Below are 18,310 nucleotides of genomic sequence, written 5' to 3' on the forward strand. Positions count from 1 at the left end.
AGGCATGCGTTAGCTCTCCCCTTCCTGCTTTGGCTCACTCACCCACCGCCTTAGAACAGCAATAGACCCAGAATGGGTGAGCCAAAACAGGAGGGAGGACTAAATGGGTGACGATTGGCAGTCGGCACATAATGCGCTGGCCCCTCGAGAGACAGGGAGAAGAGCGCATCCTAGAGCATGTGCGCAGGCAGTAATCGCATTTCCCACGAGACAAAAGTTTGCCCCCGGGTGCTCACGCACCCGGGGGCAAACGCTATTCAGTATTCCTCAGTGGCGAAAGCTTAGTCCAACTGGTCGAAGGAGTGTGCCCACGCCGAATGGATGGGGTTCGCGTCGGCAACCATGGCCTCGAAACGGTTTTCGGCGATCTGCATGACTTCGTTCAAGGTCACGCGGATCTCTCGCAGGTCAGAGCCCTCGACCCGGCGCCAGCCATCAGCAAGAAGTTGATCGGCTGAATCCACACGCGAGACGCATACGATCAGCGGGCGGTTAAAACGCTCGTGGTATGCCTGGCCGAGCGCGCGCAATTCTTCCTGCTTCTCCGAATTAAAGTCACCCAAGAGGGTCGATCCGGTGTCCAGCAAGGCCTGTTCATCGGCTTCGCTGCCCAGAATCAAATCAACGATGTCGGCGTAGCCGGAAATCAAGGCTTCCTGTTCTTCACGGTCAGCCTGACCAACTGCATCCTGGAAAGCATGGCGCAGGTCAGCGACGGAGTCGAAAGGAGCGTGTGTCCACGCGCGTTCAACCGGCCACGTCACTCCCGAGAACATGGGAGCGAAGGCGCGAGTGAACTGTGCTTGATCAAGGCGGTTAATTGCATCCAAGTCCAGCGGACGTCCGTCAACCATTGAGACGACCGGAGACGGCTTACGACCAATGTGGAAGAAGAGCAGGTTGAGGATGATGGCACAGATTGAACCGATCGTCACGCCGGAGCCGAACAGAATCTGCATCCACGAGGGTACGTAGCTAGCAAGTTCGGGCTTCAAAGTGACCAGCAGCCCCAAGCCAAGCGAAGTCGCAACGATCACCGAGTTACGGGTATCGCGCATATCGACAGTGGAAAGGGTCTGAATACCGACAACAGCAACGGCTGCGAACATTGCCAGAGACGCGCCACCGATAACAGGCTTCGGAATCGAGGCGACGATCGCGCCAGCCTTGGGCAGGATTCCAAGAATGATCATGAAAACGCCCGCAGCAGTAACGACCCAGCGAGACTTCACGCGCGTGAGACGAACCAAACCAACATTCTGAGCAAAGCAGGTGTAGGGGAAAGAGTTCAGGACACCACCCAGTGCGGTTGACAGGCCATCGGCGCGAAGAGCATTCGCAATGTGCGCTGGAGTGATGCGCTTACCCACAACCTCACCGGTCGCAAAAACGTCACCGGTGGTTTCGACGGCGGTAATTGCCATGACGATGAGCATCGAGATAATCGCTGCAACTGAGAACTTTGGAATTCCAAAGAAGAAGGGAGTGGTCACTCCGATCGGCGCCGCCTGAGAGACCGCAGAGAAGTTTGCATCCCCCAGAATCCACGCAACAACCGTTCCTCCAAGCAGACCCAAGAGGACGGCAATAGTTGCCATAAAGCCAGAGAAAATGCGCTGGATAATGACGATTACAGCCAAAGTGCCCAGAGCGTATGCAAGTCCGCGAAGAGTTCCGGGAATGGGATCACCGCCAACCTTCGCTGCCTCAGTTCCCCAGTACACGATGTCGTTTGCGGCAACCGAAATAAGGGTCGTTCCCATAACTGTTAGCAGCGTGCCGGTGACGACAGGCGGGAAGAAGCGCAGAAGCTTCGCAAAGAAGGGAGCGGCAAGGAAGGTTGCAATACCCGCAACGATAATCGAGCCGTACATCGTCGCGAGGCCTTCGACTCCCCCACCAGCAGCCAAACCGACTGCGATGAGAGGTGAGACTGCCGTGAATGTCACGCCTTGAAGCAAGGGAAGACGAACACCAATCTTCGGGCCAAGACCCGCAGATTGGATGATTGACGCGATACCACAGGTGAAGAGGTCCGCATTGATCAGGTGAACAGTAGTAGCCGAGTCAAGTCCCAGACCAGTTGCAATTACCAGCGGAACGACAACTGCCCCGGCGTAAAACGCCAGGACATGCTGAAAACCGAGGATTGTGAGCTTGGGAAAAGAAGGGACCGCATTGACCGGGTCGATTCGAGTGGTGGACATTTTTGGATGGCTATTTGCCATTGCGCTGCTCCTGCATGTCGCTCAAAAATGGACCTCTTAATTCTCACCCATCCATAAGACGCAAGGAAAGCACCGTTTCACGGAAACTTCGGTTGCATCGATTGACACACTCGCATAAGTTTTCTTTCTTTTCCGCAAAATTCTGCGACTTTCTCTGCAACAAAAAGAGGCCGATGTGATTGATGACGCATTTATGAGTTTGCTTGTAAAGGCGCGTTGTGCCTAAACTATTTCTCGGCCAATCAAACGGCAATGCGCTCGTAGCTCAATGGATAGAGCATCTGACTACGGATCAGAAGGTTGGGGGTTCGAGTCCCTTCGAGCGCGCAAGCGGCCCCGCTCGGTGCGTCCCACCGGTCGGGGCTTTGCTATACCCGCCTATCCCCACGTTGGCGTACAGATCTGGGCCTCACCCGCCCAGACACACACTTCTGTCACCCCAGCATTATTCATTCACAGTGATCGAGCACCGCTTTCATCGCTTTCTTTTCCCGCGGTGTCACCCCCAATCCCCAGGAGCTCTTCACGACAATTTGCCGCTGTACATACGCACAGCGATAGCGACTATTCGGCGGAAGCCACTGATCCGCTCTGCTTGCGCCTTTATCTTGATTTGCGTTGCCGTCAACAGCCAGCAAGTTTGCTGGATCATTCGCAAACTCTTGTCGACGCGTAGCATCCCACTGCCATGCACCGCTTCGCCATGCATTGGCAAGTGCAACGACGTGGTCGATTTGCACCTGATCTGAGGATTCTTCGCCCTTGCGGAAATCAATCGTTCTCCCCGTGTAGGGGTCATCAAGAATCCCCCCGACGACCACACAGTTCGGAGAGGAAGTCTTCATCTGCAGGCTGCGCAAATCTCTTCGAAGAATGTCATTTCGAGTATCGCAGCCGTTATGGTCGATATCCGCCCATCGCTGACCAAACTCATCACGCGAATAGCGTGGAACAGACCCACTGCGCGTCTGAAGCACGGGAAGCTGATCCAGGGATTTCGCGCTGTCATCCACGCTTCCTAAGGAAGAATCGGAAGGACCGCTGGAACTATTGAACCCTGCGCCCCATACGCCGAAAGCACCGCCGATAATTCCACCGTGGACCAGCGCAAAGAGCACACCCACAACCATGCATATAAGAAGAGCCCCCATCAGAAGCCGTGAGCGTCTGGGACCTTTTCGGCGCGTCAACACTTACCTCCTTCTGAGAGCTCTTCAGCCACTTTGGTACAGAGAACACACCTAGACACAAAGAGGCAAGAATATGTGGAAAACGCCAAATAAATTCATCCTGTGGAAAAAGCCGCTGCACAAACAACAGCGGCTTAATCACCACTCCCGACGACCTTCGCAACCGAAGCGCGTGCAGCTTTGCGATTTCGAAGATTCTCACGCACAAAGTACAGGCACACCAGGATCAGGGTCAGCGATCCCATTGCAACCAGCTGTGCACGTCCGGCAGCGTTAAACATCATCAGAACCGCTATCGACACCAATCCGATAACAGCGAACCACGGCAGCCAGGGCCAACCCGGCATCCTCAGAGACAAAACTCCCTCGGCCTCGAGCTTCGAGTGCAAGCGGATCTGCGAAATAACAATCATCACCCACACAATCAACAGCACCATGCCCACTGCATTAATGAGCACCTGCATGATCGACGATGGAAGATACCAGTTCAAGGCGACTGAAATAAAAGCCAGAGTCACAGAAACCGCAACCGAGCGACGCGGGGTTCGTCCGTCCTCAATGTCACCGTGAAGCGCAGTTACTCCAAGGGACTCGTCCCCCTCATCGACAGCTTTGCGCACGCGTGCACCCAGAATCCACGTCGGTCCCATTCCGCGTGCCGACAGCGAGTACGCGATTCGGGAAGACGCGTAGATATTTGCAGAGAAGGCACTAATCAGTGCGGTGAAAACAATGATCTCCATGATCATTCCGACCGCGGGAATTCCCGCCATGTTCAAAACCGCGGCAAAAGGACTGGTCTTCATCTCATCCGAATTCCACGGCAGCAGGCAGATCAGCAGAGCGACAGAGCCCACGTAGAACACCAAAATGCGCCAAATCACCGAGCGAATCGCCTGCGACATTGCGCGCCTCGCATCATCGGCCTCGGCGGCGGCAATGGTAACAATCTCAAGCCCACCAAAGGAGGTAATAATCGCAAGCAAACCAACCGCGACTCCGGGAAGGCCAGCAGGAGCAAAACCACCATTTCCAATGAAAGCCTGATGCAGGCTCTGAGCGCGCCCGGGAATAATGCCCATCAGAAGGCCCAGTCCAACGACCAGGAAGAAGATAATTGCCGCGACTTTCAATCCTGCAAGCCACGCCTCAACACGACCGAATTCGCCGGCCGCCAGCAGGTTAATCCCACCCAAGACAACAACGATGACCAAGGTGACAACCCACTGATCAACACTGGGGAACCAAGCTGTAAAGATCTGCGCTGCGCCGGTCATTTCCAGGCCAAGCACCATGATCAGCATGAACCAGTAGAGCCAGCCAGAGGTGAAGCCTGCCCACCGGCCGATGCCTGCCTCGGCGTAGGTCGAGAAAGATCCAGAGGAAGGAATCGCAGCGGCCAACTCAGCCAGCGCATACATCACGGTGACGACGATGAGTGCGGCAAGGATGTAGGACACCAAAACGGCCGGGCCGGCCTCGGAAACGGCGACACCGGTACCCAGGAAGAAGCCGGCACCAATCGCGCTTCCCAGCGCCATCATCGACAGGTGTGCAGCCTTGAATCCTTTTGACCGAGGCGTGCCATGACCCGGGGATGCCATCTGCGGTCCGCGGGCACCTTCCACTGTAGATCCTGCTCCGCTCTGAGCCTTGTCTGCACTCATTGATCCGAATTGTCCTCAGTAATCTTCTTGACGTCACGTTCATCAAGCGAACGCAACCGAAGGAGTGCCCGCAGCTGCGTTGCCGTCATGGTCAATGTCCAATCATTATGTGAAGGAAGCTGCCACTTTCTCCAATGCGCAAGTACTGTGAAGCTCGACCCGACAATCGTCGCAACCAACATGCCAATTTGTTCCAGGCCCGAGTGGCCAAATGCAGCCATGATCGCCGCTGAAACGAATGCAGGAGTTGCGTAGAGATTATTTCCGCCAAATACCTGCGGGACCATCCCAGCAGAAATATCTCGAATCATGCCGCCACCGACTGCGGTCATAATTCCCAGTAGTATTGCGGGCCCTACTCCCAGTCCGGCATTCAAGGTCTTCAGCGCTCCAGTAGCCGCCCAGCATCCCAGAACGGTTCCATCAGCCAGCACCAGCGCAATCCGCCAGAAGCGAGAATCGAGGCGCCAGAGCATAGCGATCAGTGCACCGACAAGTGCAGTCCCCAAGTAGAAGGGATCGGTCAATGCCACCGGTGGGCCTTGGTCCAACATAATGTCCCGGAGCATTCCACCGGCCAACGCGCACATGATGGCCAACACCATAAAGCCAACAGCATCGAAACGTTTAATACGCGCGATACGTCCGCCGAGGATCCCGTTCAAGAGCACGCCAAGAAGATCAATGACGCGGAACAGGTCCGGCAAAGTTTGATTAAGAGTATCGAGCACGCTCACTATTGTCTTCCCCCTCTCAACAGAATCCAAGGTCGTGGACGCGCAGTCTCAGTACCCAAGATCAAGCGCGAGGCCATTCCCCTCCGCAGCGCAGCACAGTCGCGCGACTGCCCCCGATCAGGAAACGCTGGTACCGAAGAGAAGACCCAGCAGGTAGGTTGCACCGGCCGCACCAAAACCAACCACCAGCTGACGGAAAGCACGCGGGGCGGGTGAACGACCCGAAAGCACACCAACAATTCCACCGGTAAACATGAGCGCAATACCGACAAGGACAACCGAAATTCCCGCGGCAAACAATCCATCAAGCCTGAAAATATAGGGAATCAAGGGCAAAAGAGCGCCGAGAGCGAAACAAATGAAGGACGAGGCCGCCGCACGCGCCGGAGTACCGATCTCTTCGCTAGCTCCCGCATCTTCATCCTTGTACGCTGAAAAGATCGGGCGTCGCTCTGTGCCATCTGTACTTGGAGCGGCATTACCACCCGAACGACGATCAGATTTTGCAAGTTTCGCGAAGACATCTGCTGCGTGTGCCTTCGCGCTTTCTTCATCTTCCCCGCGAGCGCGGAAAAGCAGTGCCAATTCATTGGCATCAACGTCAACTGAATTCAGAGTGTTGTCGACATCGGGATCTGGAATCGATGCATCCAATAGCTCGCGCTGAGAACTCACGCTGACCCATTCACCGGCAGCCATGGACATTGCACCCGCAAGCAGACCAGCAACTCCCGTCGTCAAAATCGCTTGCGAGCTCAGTCCCGCACCAACGACTCCCAGAATCAACGCAAGGTTTGATACCAAACCATCGTTCACCCCAAAGACCGCAGCCCGGAAAGTACCCGCTAGGGATTCACGGGAACGCTGTGCAAGTGAACGAACAACCTCGACATGCAGACGCTCATCGGCAGCGATCGCCGCTGGAACGTCAGCGTCGTCACCATAAGAGGAACGTTCCTCGGTTCGTTGGGCCATCGCCAGAATAAAAATCGTCCCGAACATGTAGGCCAGTGCAGATGAAATTCGGGTACGAAGCGGAGGATGCGGCGCGGGAAGCGCACGCTCCCCCAGCAGGGACAGCCAGTACTCCTCATGGCGCCCCTCGGCCTCGGCAAGGCCAAGAAGTACCTGACGTTCCTCGCCCGTCCGACGTTCGGCAAGCGCACGATAGGTACGCGCCTCCATACGTTCTTCAGCCAAGTAGCGGCGCCAGCGGCGAATCTGCGCGCGCGAAGCTTGCTTTTCAGCGTGATGGGAATCAGTCATTGTGAATGCGTCCGTGCCTCAGCCCGCGTAGGTCGGTAGATCGTCTTCGGTAATCTCGGGTTCAGCAGCCGGCATGCGGAAGAGTCGTTCCTTCACCGCATCGGCAACTTTATCCGTAACCTTCTCACCCTGGGTGCGCACAAGCGCAGACATTTTTTCACCGGCAGCATCTAGAGGACGAGCGATCAACGGGAAGCGACGGAGCTTTCCCGCGCACGCGCAAATTCGCGCGTATTGTTCACGCCCCGCTCGGGTCCCCAGCACGTAGCCAATCCCGAAACCAACGGCGATTCCCATTTTCGTTCCCATGATGCGTCTTTCTTGTGCGTTCAGGCGCATATGCGCCGGTGTGCGATGGTGACTATCGAATAAAAACAAGCCTAGTGGTTCCCCAAAGCGACACGCTACTTGTTTACCTTTTCGCACGTTGTGAGATGGGGTATTTCGCATCTTCTACGAAACCAGTACCGTTAAAGGTATGAGCGAAGTACGTATGAACACACCCCGAGGAATTACCCTGTCGGGAACTTTCGTTCAGCCCGTAGATTCACGGGACGCCGCTGTCCTGTTTTCGCATTCTTTTCTTGCAGATCAGCACTCGGGCGGACACTACGACCAACTCGCACGCGCCTATCGCAAGGCCGGCTACGCAACGCTTCAATTCGATTACTCGGGGCATGGGCGCTCCGATGACGAAGTGATTACGCGCGAGTCTCAAATCGAGGACCTCCAGGCCGCATCGGGCTGGCTCGCCGATCAGGGTTTCACCCACCAGATCATTCACGGTCACTCTTTTGGCTCGGTCACTGCACTTGCCGCTCACCTGATTCATGCGACCGCACTGTTTCTTTCTGCTCCGGTACTTGGCCCGCTCTCCTACGACTGGAGTGCAATTTTCTCCAATAGCCAATTAGACGAATTGGAACACACCGGCCAAACCCGGATTCCGGATGATTCCGATGGGCCTCGCGAATTTTTCACGATTTCCAAGCAGACCCTGGCCGATCTCTCCATGGTCGACTCTTCAATCATCGATCCGAAGGGTGCACCTGCATTCATCCTGCATGATGCCGATGACATCGATTTGGGCCTGGTTGATCTGACGCGCGATGCTTTCCACCGTCTTCCCGACGGATCACGGGTTGAAATGGTTCACGACACCCGCTTTGGTGCCGGCGAACATCCGGAAATCCTTCTCGAGGCCGCGCTTGAGTGGGCGCATCTGTGGGCAGAGCCCAGTGGGGAGTTCCGCCAGTAACGTACACACCCAGCTGTGGCGAAAGTTCTTCGTTACCCTGAAGGGGTGTCCACTTCATCGCAGCCAAGGCGCCGGCGCGCACATTCACGCAGGGGTCGCTCCCCTCATGCATCCGCGCCCTTCCGCCCTTTCACACCCGAACAGCTTGCTGCTCGGGCCGCTGCGATTCCACTGATCTCTTTCCCCGATCTTCCGGTCAGCGCAAGACGTGACGAAATTGCGCAGGCAATTTCGCAGCATCAGGTTGTCATCGTCTCCGGCGAAACCGGCTCGGGAAAAACCACGCAGATCCCAAAGATTTGCCTCCAATTAGGCCGAGGCGTGGGCGGCATGATCGGGCACACCCAGCCTCGCCGTATCGCAGCGCGTTCGGTTGCAGAACGCATTGCCGCTGAGCTTGGCCAAAAGGTGGGCAAAGAGCCTGGCGAGGTCGTCGGCTACCAAGTGCGATTCACCGATGAGGTCGGTCCCACCACTTTGGTCAAACTCATGACCGACGGTATTTTGTTGGCAGAAATTCAATCGGACCCAATGCTGCGTCGCTATGACACCCTGATCATCGACGAGGCCCACGAGCGCAGCCTAAACATCGATTTCATCTTGGGCTACCTTGCGCGTTTGCTTCCCCTGCGTCCCGACCTCAAGGTCATCATCACTTCAGCGACCATTGATTCGGATCGTTTCGCGCGCCACTTCGGTCGATGGAACGGTCCGATTGGACAGGGCACGCTCATTGAAGCAGCACCGGTTATTGAGGTTTCGGGTCGTACTTTCCCGGTTGAAATCCGCTACCGTCCCCTTGCTGCAGATAACCCGACTTCCTATTCCTCCTCAAGTAGCTCCCCCGATGCTCAGCCCGCTGAAAGCAGCCCGGCCACGGCCTCGGCAATCGAGGAAGAAAGCACTGGAATCGGCGTTGAACAACTGGTTTTAGAGGACCCAGATGATCCCCTTGCTCTTGAGGGCTACGGCGCGGGTCAAGACATCGACGTCGAAACCGCAATCTGCCATGCGGTCGATGAGCTATGCAGCGAGGGCCCGGGGGATATTTTGGTATTTCTTCCCGGTGAGCGCGATATCCGTGATACAGAACAGGCGTTGCGTGATCACCTGGGAAATCGCGCGCCCAAGGATATCTCACACTCGAAAAACCCCGCAGATATCGAAATTTTGCCCCTATTTGCGCGCCTCAGCTCCGCGGAACAACACCGGATTTTTGAGGAACACAGCCATCGGCGCGTTGTTCTGGCGACAAACGTTGCTGAAACCTCGCTGACGGTTCCGGGGATCCGCTACGTGATCGATCCGGGACTGGCACGAATTTCGCGCTATTCCAATAAGACCAAGGTTCAGCGCCTACCCATCGAAGAGATTTCAAAGGCCAGCGCGAATCAGCGTTCTGGACGTTGCGGACGCGTTGCGGACGGTATCGCGATTCGCCTGTATTCCGCTGATAATTTCGCATCGAGGCCAGACTTCACCGAGCCGGAAATCTTGCGTACCTCGCTGGCCTCGGTCATTTTACAGATGAGCGCTTTAGGGCTGGGAGACGTTGCTTCATTCCCCTTCGTCGATGCGCCGGACTCGCGAGCGATCCGCGATGGCATCAACCAGCTCATTGAAATCGGGGCACTGCGCCCGCTGGAATCATCAAAGAACTCCGATTCTTCCGCGCTAGCACAGGGAAACCAGGGACTTGAGCTCACACGCATTGGTCGCGATTTAGCTCGGCTTCCCATCGATCCGCGCTTGGGCCGCATGCTGATCGCCGGGCATGAATCAGGATGCGCCTCGGAAATTTTAGTCATCGTCGCTGCGCTATCGATTCAGGATGTCCGCGAGCGCCCACTGGAACACCAGGAAGCAGCAGATACGGCACACGCGCGTTTTGCTGACCCCCACTCCGATTTCTTGACCTACCTCAATTTATGGCGCTACCTGCACGTCCAACAGCGCGATCTTTCAGGTAGCGCGTTTAGACGTATGTGCCGGGCAGAATTCATTCACTACCTGCGTTTCCGCGAGTGGCGCGATATCGCCCACCAGCTGCGCGATATGGCCCGCAGCATCGGCATCAACACCGAGCCACTGGGGATGCCTTCAGCAGGAGATGTGGTCGAGCAGGCATCACGTACGGGAATTGCGGACGCCGCAGCGAAGGCTGCAGTTGCCTTCACGCGCTCAACCAGCGCGGTCGACACCGACGATATTCACCGTTCGATCCTCGTTGGTCTGCTCTCCAGTCTGGGCGCGTGGGATCCGGCAACTCGAGACTATACCGGTAGCCGAGGCACTCACTTCACCATTTGGCCTGGTTCGGGAATCACTGGCCATCCCGATTGGGTGATGACCGCGGAATTGGTTGAGACCTCGCGACTCTTTGCACGTACGGTCGCCCGTATTCGCCCCGAATGGGTCGAGCCATTGGCAAAAGACCTACTCAACCATGTCTATTCCGAGCCCACGTGGAATTCTTCACGGGGCGCGGCTTACGTTCAAGAAAAAGTGATGCTCTACGGGCTGACATTGATCGCAGACCGCTCGGTGTTGCTGGGACGACTGGGATCTACTCCCCTGGGGTCAATCCGAGGTGCTGTTCCAACAGATTCTCCTTTTGCGATCGCCCAGCAAAGCCCAATCACCGCTGCCGAGCTCGCTCGTGAAATGTTCATCCGCCACGCGCTGGTTCAGGGTCAGTGGCGTGAGCGTCATGCCTTCCAACGTCGCAACGACGAGGCGATCGAGCGGGCAAGGGAAACCGAGCGTCGCAGCCGCACCCACGGCCTCGTCGCCGATGAAATGGCGTTGGAGCGTTTCTTTGACGATCTCCTCCCCGCCTCGATCATCTCTGCCGGGCACTTTAATCGCTGGTGGAAGAACGAAAAGCGCCAGAATCCTCATCTTTTGGATTACCCTCCTGAGCTTCTGCTTCCCCGAGGCCTGGGCCAGACCGGAGAGGGCTTCCCCGACCATTGGCAGCAGGGAGAGCTTCGCCTTCCCCTGTCCTATGAGTTCCACCCAGGTTCCCCGCGCGACGGCGTTTCGATGTCCATTCCCGTCGAGGCCTTGGGTCGCGTGAGCGATGCGGGTACCGATTGGTTAGTGCCGGGTATGCGCGAAGAACTCATCACCGAGGCAATTCGTGCGCTTCCCAAGGCCAAGCGCCGCCTGCTTGCACCCGCTCCCGAAGTCGCAAAGAGCGTTGCCGCGTGGATTGATGATTTCCGAAGCGGCCGCGTGAGTGCTGACAAGGAGCTTGATCACGCACCCTCTGGTGGTGCTTCCGCTGACGTTGCGTCCTCTGCCTCTACACCCGATGAAGATCCAGCCTCGCTGAGCGCTGCTCTTGGGCGCTTGGCGGCATGGGGACAAAAAACAGGTCAGGGCCGCAGCGATAAGCGCCTGTCCAAGGCCAGTACACCCACCCAAGACGAACGGGGTAAAGGCCGCGATCTTTCTGCGGTTTCCTCAGCTCAAACCTCCGATAGGTCCGCGAAGTCTTCCACCCAGAATCACGATGGAGCCCACACCGCTGCCACGCAGGCTGACTCTACGTCCTTCGACGAACTTTTCACTCGCGCAATCCGTGAGCTCCGAGGTGTTGACCTGAGTGATTCCGATCTCCACACCATGCACGATGCGCTTCCCGATCACTTGCTCATGACCTTCGTTGTCTACGATCGCGAGGGACGCGAACTGGGAAGCGGGAAAGATCTGGGGTATCTCAAACGAACCTTGGCCGGTGCGACCGATAGCGCGTTACGAACGGCCGTTCGCCAGGCATTGACTGAAGCCCAAGAACGCAGCGCACAAGGCAAGCATCGCTCAGGCGCAGAAGCTAAGCCTGAGTCTGGGAAACCTTCAAATCCTGCAGCCAGCGACGCAAAAGCTCGCACGCAAGGGAAGGCAGCGACGGCCTCGGGAGCGATCGACGCTAGTGAGGGCACTCCTGGAAGCGAACTTTTCGCAGATAATCTTGAGGATTTCCCAACCACTCCTTTGCCAACCTCGATCGAATCTCAGGCACAGGGGCTCACAATTCGCGCGTTCCCCGCACTAGTTCCCCAAGGGAAGCCCGCGAATCCCTTGGCGGGCGTGCGCGTCATGGCAAATGCTTCGCAGGCAAGAAGCGAGCACGGCTTGGGGGTGGCGAACCTCGTCCTGCGCCGCGTTCAGCTATCGACCAAGCGCGTCTCGACGCGTTGGAGTGGACGCGAGGCACTCATGCTGACCTCAACTCCCTATCGAAGCAGCGAGGCTCTGATCGCAGATGCACAGTGGGCAAGTGTGCGCACGCTCACGGTGTCTCTGAGCGGAAATCAGGGAGTGTGGGCGGTACGTGATCACTCGAGCTTTGAGGACCTTTCCCAGCGCGTGAGGGATCTGCACGAAGATCAGGTCTATTCGATTATTGAAGTCGTTGTGCGTGCGATGGAATCCTGGGCGCAGCTTCAAGACACCCTTGCGACTGCAGATGCACAGGCCTATTCCTCCCTTCGCGGGGATGTCGAAAGACTCGCGAATTCCCTGGTATTTGATGGATTCATTGCCGCAACACCTATCGAGCGTCTTCGCAACCTTCCGCGATACATTCAGGCTCAATCTTTACGTGTCCGTAAAGCTCTGCGTTCACCTTCCGATCTTGCGCGTGACGAGCGCTCTGCGCAGGCCTTGGCACAGGTCGATGATGAGCTAAATGAACTTCGAGAGCTCATGGATACGCGTCCTTTCGACGCACGCCACGCCAGCGCATTTGAGGAACTTTTGTGGATGCGTGAAGAGCTGCGCGTTTCTCTATTTGCACAAGAACTGGGGACCGCGCGCAAGATTTCACCTCAACGCATGTTGGCAGCGATCGATCGTCTTCACGAGGCCATATGAAGCGTGAAGACGCACGCGCAATGGCACGTGAGTTGATGGATCACCACGGTTTAAGAAACTGGTCGCTGCGATTTGATCGTGCGCGTAGACGCGCGGGAGCATGCGTCCACACGCGACGCGAAATTCGCCTTTCGGGGCCGTTGGCTGACCTCTACGACGCGGAAACGGTACGTGGAGTCATCCTGCACGAAATTGCCCACGCACTGGTTGGTGCCTCACATCATCACGATGCGATCTGGCAGGCAAAAGCTCGCCAACTTGGTGCCCCCGATAGCGCGCGCTTATCGGCACACTTACCCTCGCCTCAGCCATCATGGGTGGGGGTATGCCCAGTGTGCGGAACACAGCGGGAACTCTATTCGGCTCCCCGACGGGTCACCTCTTGCGGTGTGTGTTCACGCACTTTTGATGCCTCGCGGATCTTTATCTGGTCCTACAAAGGACAACCTCGTCAACCCGGCGGACAGTACGCGCGCCAACTACGCAGTTTGACACGACTTCGACATCCAAATGAATGACGATGCGTAAACGTACTGACGAGCGTTACCATATGTCCATTCACCCGATCACTTTTGCTGAAGGACGTATAGATGTCTGCTTCCACCCCATTCGATGACGGCGCAACGACCAATACTGGCGAAGAACGCGAAAATCTGACCTGGCAAGAGTTCGGCGATGCCGCACGCGAGCTGGCACAGCAGATCGTGAATTCCGGATGGAAGCCCGACCTGATCGTTGCAATTGCGCGCGGAGGTCTGATCCCCGCAGGAGCAATTGCCTACGCAATGGGTGTGAAGGCTATTGGAACCATGAACCTTGAGTTCTATACCGGTCTGGGTGAGACCCTAGATGAACCTCAAGTTCTGCCTCCGCTGATGGATGTTTCGGCTCTGGACGGCAAGAAGGTATTGGTCGTCGACGATGTCGCAGACTCGGGTAAGACCCTGAAGAAGGTCATGGAACTGATCGACGAAGACGGGCTGAGCCTTGATGGCAAAACCCACGCAAAGGTCGACGCTCGCTCGGTTGTTATTTACAAGAAGCCCGTCTCGATCATCGAACCGGACTACATCTGGCGCAAGACCGCTCTGTGGATCAACTTCCCCTGGTCGGTCTTGCCCGTGGTCGAGGCTGAGTAACACTCAACTTCGAACACAAATATACGGGACTGCGCGCTGCTCGCAGTCCCGTTTTTAAACGACCGGTGTTTTCCAATCGATGCCGGCTACACCGCAATGAGTGGTACATAACTCCCGCTTAAGTCACCCCCCGACACTTTTGGTCTTCCGCGATCGCAGGTCTCAAACAGATGCGCTGCTGCCCCACACGCCCAGCGAGAATCCTCACTGGCACGCCGAATCACTACCGGAAGCACTTCCCCCGGAGAGCCCACAGTAAAAAGCTCGTCCTCAAAAAGGACCGCCCATTCCGAGGAAAGAATCCGCACCGCGCTTCCATCAAGAACGATGTGATCAATTTTGGTCATTTCGCTGAGCTGCTCCAGACACATCGCAAGGTTGCGAACGAAGCCCAGAACCGCCTTTCGACAGGCCAGATCGCCGCCCTGTGCCATGCGAATCAAATCTTCGATATCACGTGGCTGGTCGGGATCCCCAGTGCTCATACGGGCGGCACGTGCCTGCCCAATAACGGCCGAAGGAACCAGCGAGCCGCTGGCGCATCCGAAATGTCCCTGTGCACATACCCCATTGCTTCCCTCAAGACGAAGGTGAGCAATTCTTCGGTAGTCCCCAGCGGGATCAGCACAAATAGTGCCATTCTTCACTTCGACGTGACAGACGTTTTCCGCGATCTGAACGATCATGAAATTATCAATACGCTGTCCGACACCGTATATGGCTTCGTAGGTTGCCAATCCTTCAAGACTGTTGATGAGAGAAAGCGGAAGTCCGCCCTGACCAGAGATCACGTCGAGGAGCGGAAAGTCCAGCCATCCCAGTTCTTCGACCGTACACCTTCGGCCATCGATCACTTTCGCACCGAGGGATAGGCCGATTCCCTTGATGTCCCCATATGAACGAACGCTTTCTGCCATTTCTCTGCAGAGAGTGTTAATCGTGGCAAGAATGGCATTCGCGTTATTTACAACGATTCGCGCACGTTCTTCACGCACACGCCCAGAACGATCCATGACAACGGCATGAACCCTTCCAGGTAACAGCGCAATTCCAACAGCACACTCATCAGAGCGTTTGAAATGCGGTATGTGAATCGGTGGCCCCGGAGGGTCAGCAGTCTTCTTATGAATATCGTATGGCTCCATCGCGCACCCCTTGGCAACTTCTTCGTCACCTGGACACGAGCGTATCCAGCGCGCTCAGTGTATACCACGACCACCTACAATTGCCCGGATTTCAACATCATTGGGCAAACCAAGCACGCATATAGCCATAAACATTCGCGTTGCCATAAACCGAGCAATCATTACCGTGCCCCGCAAGCGCCCCCTGGTTGGGAACATAGGGCGTGTAGTTGTACAAACTGGCGGTTGCACGATTAGCCGGAGTGATCTCAACGGAGGTGCATTCTTCAGCGGGACCGTAGCGGGCCTCGACCCTTTCTCCCGCACGGAAACGGAAACGCTCAGGCTTTACTCGATAGATCGCAAACTGACGCGCGGCGTAATAGACCTGCCGCTGAAAACCTGCATAATCCGGATCACAGGTCGAGTTATCCGGGCAGGCATATCCCATCGCGCTGGGATAGCTAAACCACTGAAACATTCCACCCGACGCGTAGATCAGACCCTGCTCTTTTTGCAGCGTCACCAACAAAACTTGCGGGTTTACTCCACATGAACGTGCCGACTGACCAATAATTTGCGCAGCGTTTTCCTCTTCGCCGCCCTGGTATCCCCATGGGCAATACTCATCAGCAGGGAAAGTCTCGGTGACGGCTTTGAAGTCCTTTAGACACGGAACATCCTGGTCGTTCACCCGTCCCGCGCGGCAGCCCTCCCCTTTTTCGTTGATAAAAGCAGCAATCTGCTCGTCATTCATAGCGCGCGAGTCATCCAGCACGGCATCAGACATGATGTTTTCCGGGTCAAAACCCGAGTAGTCCAAAGGGATTCCGCGAGGCGCCTCAGAAGCTGTTTCTTGCGGCTGCTCTTGCGGCGTTGTGTCCGTACAGCCGGCTATCCCGATTGTCGAGGCCGCCGCTACGCAAAGTGCGACAAGCGCGCCTATGCGCTTGTTTCGTTTCGTCACCGAGTTGTGCTCCTCATGATGTACTCAATGATGGCTGGAGTGCAGTTCTCAATGGTCTCACGAGTGGCCTCAAAATCAGAATAATCTCCGTACCAGGGGTCGGGAACATCGAGATTGCGCACGCGACCGAGTTCTCCTGCGTCCACCTCGAATTCACGGAACATGCGAATCTTCGGATCAGGTCCGCCTGCAAGCCTTTCGAGGGCGCGAAGGTGCGAGGAGGTCATCGCAAGAATCAAGTCCCAACGTTGAAGCTCCCTCACCTCGACTTGGCGGGCTCGATGCGAGGGCACGCGGTACCCTCCCTCTCGCAGTGCTCGGGCAGCGCGAGAGTCGATCCCGTGTCCATGTTCCTCATCGCTGATCCCGGCCGAATCAACCACAACATCAAGCCCGCGCTGTTCGACGGCTTCACGCAGGATTTCTTCGGCCATGACCGAGCGGCAAATATTGCCGGTACACACCATAAGGACGCGATAGGACACGGGATCAGCTCACTTGCAGAAAAGTGAGAGGTAGGCGCAAATCGCCTCGAAGGAGTGGTATGCGGCCTTCTCACCATTCATGTGGAAGTCCTCGTCAGCACCTTCTCCCGTCAGATCCGAAATCGCGCGCAGGCAGATCCAATCCACGCCGTTGGACCAGCACACCTGGGCCATGCCACAGGTTTCCATGTCAACAGCCAGCGCATCGGGGAAGCCGGCGCGAATACGGGCAACAACCTTTTCCGAGGCGAAGGAGTCGCCGGTAACGATGCGGCCGGTGCGCACGTGGTGCGGCTGGGCATCATTGAGGCCCGCGAGCGCGTCGATTGCCCGCTGCGAGGAGTGGTAGTCGACGGGCATACGCGGAATCTGGCCGAGCTCGTAGCCGAAAACGGTGGCGTCGGCATCGTTGTAGATCGTGGAGATCGCGCCCGCGATGTCGCCCACTTGGATTCCTCCCTCAAGACCGCCCGCGGTGCCACCCGCGATGACGATCTTCGGGGTGGCCAGGGTTAGGCCTCGGGCCACTGCTGCTGCCGCATTCGCAATGCCAACACCCGAGGTGATGACGACGACGGTGTGACCTTCGAGCTGGCCAAGGGCATAGCTCTGCTGGTGATGTCCATCGGCGCCCACAACAAGGGTTTCAACCGCGTCAGAACCGGGAAGAGGCGCAAGAGCGTCCAAGAAGGGCTGCGCTTCCATCACCATCGCGCACTGAATGAAGGCGTCGACCTCGGGAAGCTGACGCGAAGGGGTCAAGGTCAGGGACATGAGTACCTCTCTGAGAAGTGTCTGGGGGCCGTCAGGTCTGAATAATTACTCTGCTGCCGCAGCGTCATCCTGGGTAACAACCAGCCACTTGTCGCGATGATTCAGGAACTCGCGAACGGCTTGTTGCGCACCTTCCAGGGAGTGGTTTGCACCCCACCCACACTGAACCTCGTTTGCAGCGGGAACTTCAGTGGCATTGAGGATGTCTTCGAAAGTTGCCTGCAAGATGGGCAGAAACTCCTCAGTCTCAACGCCTAGGAGCAGGGCATAGAAGCCGGTCTGGCAACCCATGGGGCCGAAGTCGATGAGCTTATCGGTGTGGTTGCGCATCAGTTCAGCGCTGAGGTGCTCAATGGAGTGAACCGTGGGCATCTCAAGGTGTGCCTTATTGGGCTGGGTAAAACGGACGTCGTACTTGATCAGGACGTCGCCGCCGGGAAGAGTCTTCCGATCTGCGACGCGGACGTAGGGAGCAAGGACAGTGCGGTGGTCGAGGTTAAAGGACTCAACATTCATACGTTCACTCATGAAACCCAGTTTATCGGGATTTAGATGGCGTGCTCGGGCGAGTCTCGGATGCCGCACGTTGTGTAG

The 18,310-nt window shown here is 56.7% G+C and carries 15 protein-coding genes and 1 tRNA gene; 5 read left to right on the forward strand and 11 right to left on the reverse strand.

Annotation, left to right across the window (positions count from 1 at the left end; all coding sequences use genetic code 11):
- Positions 1-281: 281 nt before the first annotated feature.
- Complete coding sequence (locus ADG72_RS03865; RefSeq protein WP_239667651.1) at positions 282-2,207, reverse strand: solute carrier family 23 protein; 1,926 nt, start codon at positions 2,205-2,207, stop codon at positions 282-284.
- 275 nt (positions 2,208-2,482) lie between these two features.
- On the opposite strand from ADG72_RS03865, the gene ADG72_RS03870 reads away from it, so the two are divergent.
- Positions 2,483-2,555, forward strand: a tRNA-Arg gene (locus ADG72_RS03870).
- 122 nt (positions 2,556-2,677) lie between these two features.
- On the opposite strand, the gene ADG72_RS03875 is transcribed toward ADG72_RS03870, so the two are convergent.
- The 5 genes from ADG72_RS03875 to ADG72_RS03895 form a co-directional block, all read right to left on the reverse strand.
- A complete protein-coding gene (locus tag ADG72_RS03875) occupies positions 2,678-3,358 on the reverse strand; it encodes an HNH endonuclease family protein (protein ID WP_080978650.1) in 681 nt (226 codons plus the stop codon).
- 194 nt (positions 3,359-3,552) lie between these two features.
- On the reverse strand, positions 3,553-5,085 hold the full coding sequence (locus tag ADG72_RS03880) for an amino acid permease (protein ID WP_239667652.1): 1,533 nt from the start codon (positions 5,083-5,085) through the stop codon (positions 3,553-3,555).
- Positions 5,082-5,822 (reverse strand): trimeric intracellular cation channel family protein, encoded by a 741-nt coding sequence (locus tag ADG72_RS03885; protein WP_048712392.1) that lies wholly within the window; start codon positions 5,820-5,822, stop codon positions 5,082-5,084. The genes ADG72_RS03880 and ADG72_RS03885 overlap by 4 nt, the downstream gene beginning before the upstream one ends.
- A gap of 117 nt (positions 5,823-5,939) precedes the next feature.
- Positions 5,940-7,088 carry a VIT1/CCC1 transporter family protein gene (locus ADG72_RS03890; protein WP_048712393.1) on the reverse strand — a complete coding sequence of 383 codons (1,149 nt, stop codon included), beginning with the start codon at positions 7,086-7,088 and terminating at the stop codon, positions 5,940-5,942.
- Positions 7,089-7,106: 18 nt separating this feature from the next.
- Positions 7,107-7,397 carry a hypothetical protein gene (locus ADG72_RS03895; protein WP_048712395.1) on the reverse strand — a complete coding sequence of 97 codons (291 nt, stop codon included), beginning with the start codon at positions 7,395-7,397 and terminating at the stop codon, positions 7,107-7,109.
- 169 nt (positions 7,398-7,566) lie between these two features.
- On the opposite strand from ADG72_RS03895, the gene ADG72_RS03900 reads away from it, so the two are divergent.
- The 4 genes from ADG72_RS03900 to ADG72_RS03910 all read left to right on the forward strand — a co-directional run bounded on the left by ADG72_RS03900 (position 7,567) and on the right by ADG72_RS03910 (position 14,366).
- Positions 7,567-8,346, forward strand: coding sequence for an alpha/beta hydrolase (locus tag ADG72_RS03900; RefSeq protein WP_048712397.1), 780 nt, complete (start codon positions 7,567-7,569; stop codon positions 8,344-8,346).
- Between the two features lie 45 nt (positions 8,347-8,391).
- Positions 8,392-13,227, forward strand: a complete 4,836-nt coding sequence (locus ADG72_RS03905; protein WP_342612637.1) for a DUF3418 domain-containing protein — start codon at positions 8,392-8,394, stop codon at positions 13,225-13,227.
- A complete protein-coding gene (locus ADG72_RS08530; protein WP_080978651.1) occupies positions 13,224-13,745 on the forward strand; it encodes a SprT-like domain-containing protein in 522 nt (173 codons plus the stop codon). Before ADG72_RS03905 ends, ADG72_RS08530 begins: the two co-directional genes overlap by 4 nt.
- Before the next feature lie 72 nt (positions 13,746-13,817).
- On the forward strand, positions 13,818-14,366 hold the full coding sequence (locus tag ADG72_RS03910) for a phosphoribosyltransferase (RefSeq protein WP_009407838.1): 549 nt from the start codon (positions 13,818-13,820) through the stop codon (positions 14,364-14,366).
- A gap of 86 nt (positions 14,367-14,452) precedes the next feature.
- Here ADG72_RS03910 and ADG72_RS03915 read toward each other — a convergent pair whose 3' ends face one another.
- From ADG72_RS03915 to ADG72_RS03935, 5 genes are all read right to left on the reverse strand, one after another.
- Entirely contained in the window at positions 14,453-15,511 is a 1,059-nt protein-coding gene (locus ADG72_RS03915) for an ROK family protein (protein ID WP_048712402.1), read from the reverse strand.
- Between the two features lie 97 nt (positions 15,512-15,608).
- Positions 15,609-16,457, reverse strand: coding sequence for a hypothetical protein (locus ADG72_RS03920; RefSeq protein ID WP_048712407.1), 849 nt, complete (start codon positions 16,455-16,457; stop codon positions 15,609-15,611).
- Positions 16,454-16,924 carry a low molecular weight protein-tyrosine-phosphatase gene (locus ADG72_RS03925; protein ID WP_048713011.1) on the reverse strand — a complete coding sequence of 157 codons (471 nt, stop codon included), beginning with the start codon at positions 16,922-16,924 and terminating at the stop codon, positions 16,454-16,456. The genes ADG72_RS03920 and ADG72_RS03925 overlap by 4 nt, the downstream gene beginning before the upstream one ends.
- A 27-nt stretch (positions 16,925-16,951) precedes the next feature.
- Positions 16,952-17,716 carry a 5'-methylthioadenosine/S-adenosylhomocysteine nucleosidase gene (gene mtnN / locus ADG72_RS03930; protein WP_048712409.1) on the reverse strand — a complete coding sequence of 255 codons (765 nt, stop codon included), beginning with the start codon at positions 17,714-17,716 and terminating at the stop codon, positions 16,952-16,954.
- Positions 17,717-17,761: 45 nt separating this feature from the next.
- Positions 17,762-18,244, reverse strand: coding sequence for an S-ribosylhomocysteine lyase (locus ADG72_RS03935; RefSeq protein WP_048713013.1), 483 nt, complete (start codon positions 18,242-18,244; stop codon positions 17,762-17,764).
- Positions 18,245-18,310: the final 66 nt, after the last annotated feature.

The sequence above is a fragment of the Trueperella pyogenes genome, from assembly GCF_001070855.1.
In the GTDB taxonomy this organism is placed as follows: Bacteria; Actinomycetota; Actinomycetes; order Actinomycetales; family Actinomycetaceae; genus Pauljensenia; species Pauljensenia pyogenes_A.